Source organism: Cupriavidus sp. R6-3 (genome assembly GCF_059772245.1).
The window spans coordinates 1-3,064 of record NZ_JCBAJO010000372.1 but is presented as its reverse complement, the minus strand read 5'-3'; the positions used below and the strand labels follow the sequence as shown (position 1 = coordinate 3,064).

4 protein-coding genes are annotated in these 3,064 nt (G+C 68.3%); 3 read left to right on the top strand and 1 reads right to left on the bottom strand.

Annotated features, from left to right (window positions below):
• Nucleotides 1-165 precede the first annotated feature (165 nt).
• Nucleotides 166-507 (top strand): PXPV repeat protein, encoded by a 342-nt coding sequence (locus AC6EI8_RS25665; RefSeq protein ID WP_223819567.1) that lies wholly within the window; start codon nucleotides 166-168, stop codon nucleotides 505-507.
• A 251-nt stretch (nucleotides 508-758) separates the two neighbouring features.
• Nucleotides 759-1,232: an aminoacyl-tRNA deacylase gene (locus AC6EI8_RS25660; protein ID WP_149318865.1), complete on the top strand. Its 474-nt coding sequence runs from the start codon at nucleotides 759-761 to the stop codon at nucleotides 1,230-1,232.
• A gap of 86 nt (nucleotides 1,233-1,318) precedes the next feature.
• Here AC6EI8_RS25660 and AC6EI8_RS25655 read toward each other — a convergent pair whose 3' ends face one another.
• The gene (locus AC6EI8_RS25655; RefSeq protein WP_498383285.1) at nucleotides 1,319-2,176 is read right to left on the bottom strand and encodes a 23S rRNA (adenine(2030)-N(6))-methyltransferase RlmJ; all 858 of its coding nucleotides are present in this window, start codon (nucleotides 2,174-2,176) and stop codon (nucleotides 1,319-1,321) included.
• Nucleotides 2,177-2,382: 206 nt separating this feature from the next.
• Here AC6EI8_RS25655 and mnmC2 point away from each other — a divergent pair.
• Nucleotides 2,383-3,064: tRNA (5-methylaminomethyl-2-thiouridine)(34)-methyltransferase MnmC2 (mnmC2, locus tag AC6EI8_RS25650; protein ID WP_498383283.1), on the top strand; the 682-nt coding region annotated here is incomplete at its 3' end.

Sequence of the window (3,064 nt, the reverse complement as noted above, 5' to 3'; positions counted from 1 at the left end):
ACTTCCTGATCGTCTCGTTTCCCGTACGGCAGCGCCCGGCCGCCGTGATTGGTGAAACATTTGCTTACCGACGTTTCACCGGATGTCTCGCCGGTGATCCGCGCCGGCGCTAAGCTCCTCGACAAGAAGAACGCCGTCGCGCCCGCCCCGAATCGGGACAACATCATGACCCTTACAGCAAAAACCCTCTGTCTCGCCGCCTTGCTCGCGCTGCCGCTGGCCGTCCACGCCGATCCGTGGAAGGACGAAAGCGGCCATGGCAAATGGCGCGGTCATCACCATGGCGGCGACTACAAGGAAGAGTACTGGGACGGCAACTGCAAGGTCGAACGCAAGTTCAAGGGCAACGGCGACTACAAGGAAGAACGCAAGTGCAAGGGGCCGCGCTACGGGTACTACGGCCCGGCGCCGGTCTATGTCCAGCCGGCCCCGGTCTATGTCGAGCCGGCCCCGGTCCATGTGCCGCCGGGCGTCACCGTCCACGGCACCGTGACGTTCCCGCGCTGATCCGCCGCGGTTCCCGCTGACTCCTCGCTGATTCGCCGCTGGTTCGCCGCTGGTTCGCCGCGGCTTTCCCGTTCCAGCGTGGCGGCGCCATCGCCGCCGCCCGCGTTCCGGGCGTCCCCGCGTCCCGTCCCCCGCGTCCTATAGTAGATACCCGCAGGCCAGCGTTGCACCGGCGCCCCCATTCGCGGACGGCGCGCCACGCGCCTCACGCCAGTGCGCGCCATCCCTGTATCTCCAAGAGGGGAACCATCATGGCACTGGCAACCACCCTGGCGACTTGCCTGAGCAGCAAGAACAGCCATTTCGATATCATCCGCCACCCCTATGCGCTGGGCAGCATGGCGACCGCGCAGGCGGCCCATGTGCCGGGCGATCGCCTGGTCAAGACCGTATTGCTGGAGGACGAGGCGGGCTATGTGGTGGCGGTGATGCCGTCGACCCGCCTGCTCGATCTGTCCGAGTTATGCGAACGCACCGGCCGCCGGCTGACGATGGCCAGCGAGGACGAGGTGCGCGAAGTGTTCAAGGACTGCGTGCTGGGCGCGATCCCGCCGGTCGGCATGGCCTATGGCATGCGCACCTATATCGACGAGAGCCTGCTTGGCCAGCCCGAGGTCTATTTCGAGGCGGGGGATCACGAGGAGCTGATCCACATGACCACGGAGGCCTTCCTCGACCTGATGGCAGGCGCCGAGCGAGGGCAGTTCACCCGCCGGATGATGTAGCGGAAACGGGCAGGCCGCCGTGTGCGAACGGTAGCTGTCGGCGCGCTGCACGGCGCCGGTGATGCGAAACGCCGCCGCGCCGTCGCTCAGGGCTGCTCGCCTTCGAGCGTGAAGGTCGCGCCGGCGTCCTGGCCGAGCAGTTCGACCAGCGCCGGCAGCGCCGCCTCCAGCGCCGCCCGCAGCGTCCACGGCGGATTGGCCACGAACATGCCGCTGCCATGCAGGCCGAGCCCGCCGGGCACCGGGTACTTGACCGTCAGCGTGGCATGCAGCCAGCCCTTGAACGGCAGCGCCTTCATCTGGACCGGCAATTGCCCGGACTCGCGCCGCTGCACCTGCGGATACCAGACCGCATAGGTTCCGGTGGCGAAGCGCTGCAGCCCATCGCGCAGGCACTGCACGGTGCGCGCGTAGTCCTGCTTGTCCTCGTATGACGGATCGATCAGCACCAGCGCGCGGCGCGGCGGGGGCGGCAGGATGGCCTTGATGCCGCCGAAGCCGTCGCCGTCGTACAGCATCACGCGGCGTCCCGCGCCGCGGAAGTTCTCGCGCAGCACCTGGATCTCGGTGCTGTGCAGTTCGAACAGCCGCAGCCGGTCCGCGTCGCGCAGCATCTGCCAGGCGAGCCACGGCGAGCCGGGATAGTGCCGGAGGCGGCCGTCCGGGTTCAGCGTGCGCACCTGGTCCAGGTATTCCTGCAGCAGCGGCGGCAGCGCGCGGCCGTCCGCGGCGGCCCGCCACAGCGGAGCGATACCGGTCTCGAACTCCGATTTCTTGGTCGCATAGCCCTCGTCCAGCGCATAAAGGCCGGCGCCGGCGTGCGTGTCGATGTACCAGAACGGCTTGTCCTTCTGCGTCAGGTAATCGAGCAGATGGGTGACGATGGCGTGCTTGAGAACGTCGGCGTGATTGCCGGCGTGGAAGGCGTGGCGATAGCTGAGCATGGCAGGGGCGGGCGGAGCAGGGCGCCATGCTACCATCCGGCCGACCTTCCGCGGCGCCCGTGGCCGTCATACAGCGTTTTGCGCTCGTTTTGGGCCGGCTTTGCGCCGTTTTTTGCGCCGTTTTTTTGCGGCGATCGTGCGCCGGTCCTGGCGTGCCGCGAAGCGTCTTGCCGCGCCGTCCTCCGTCCTGTTTTTCCGTTCTTCCGATGCCCCGCGCCCTCGATCCCGCCGAGCCGATCCTGTCCGACCAGGGTACGCCGTACTCGCCCCGCTATGACGACGTCTATCACAGCGTCGAGGGCGGGCTGGCGCAGGCGCGGCATGTCTTTCTCGGCGGCAATGGCCTGCCGCAGGCGTGGCAGGGGCGGGAACAATTCGTCATCGTCGAAACGGGCTTCGGCCAGGGGCTCAATTTCCTTGCGACGTGGCAGGCCTGGCGCGACGACCCGCGCCGCTGCGCGCGCCTGCATTTCGTCTCGATCGAGAAGCATCCATTTACCCGTGAAGGCCTGGCGGCGCTGCATGCCGATCTCGAAGAGCTGGCTCCACTCGCGCAGCAGTTGCAGGCCGCGTGGCCCCTGGCGCTGCCGGGGCTGCATCGGCTCGCCTTCGACGGCGGCGCGGTGGTGCTGACGCTCGCGCTGGGGGACGTGCAGGCACTCTTGCCGCGGCTGGCAGTCGGTGCCGATGCCTTCTATCTGGACGGCTTCGCCCCGGCGCGCAATGCCGACATGTGGGATCCCGTGGTGATGAAGGGGCTGGCCCGGCTGGCGCGTCCCGGCGCCACGCTGGCGACCTATACGGCCGCCGGCTTCGTGCGGCGCGGCCTGCAGGCGGCGGGGTTCGAGGTCAGCAAGGCGCCGGGCTTCGGCAGCAAGCGCGACATGA

Coding starts and splice junctions, on each gene's coding strand:
- AC6EI8_RS25665 (WP_223819567.1), top strand. CDS start 166: ATGACCCTTACAGCAAAAACCCTCTGTCTCGCCGCCTTGCTCGCGCTG.
- AC6EI8_RS25655 (WP_498383285.1), bottom strand. CDS start 2,176: ATGCTCAGCTATCGCCACGCCTTCCACGCCGGCAATCACGCCGACGTT.
- AC6EI8_RS25660 (WP_149318865.1), top strand. CDS start 759: ATGGCACTGGCAACCACCCTGGCGACTTGCCTGAGCAGCAAGAACAGC.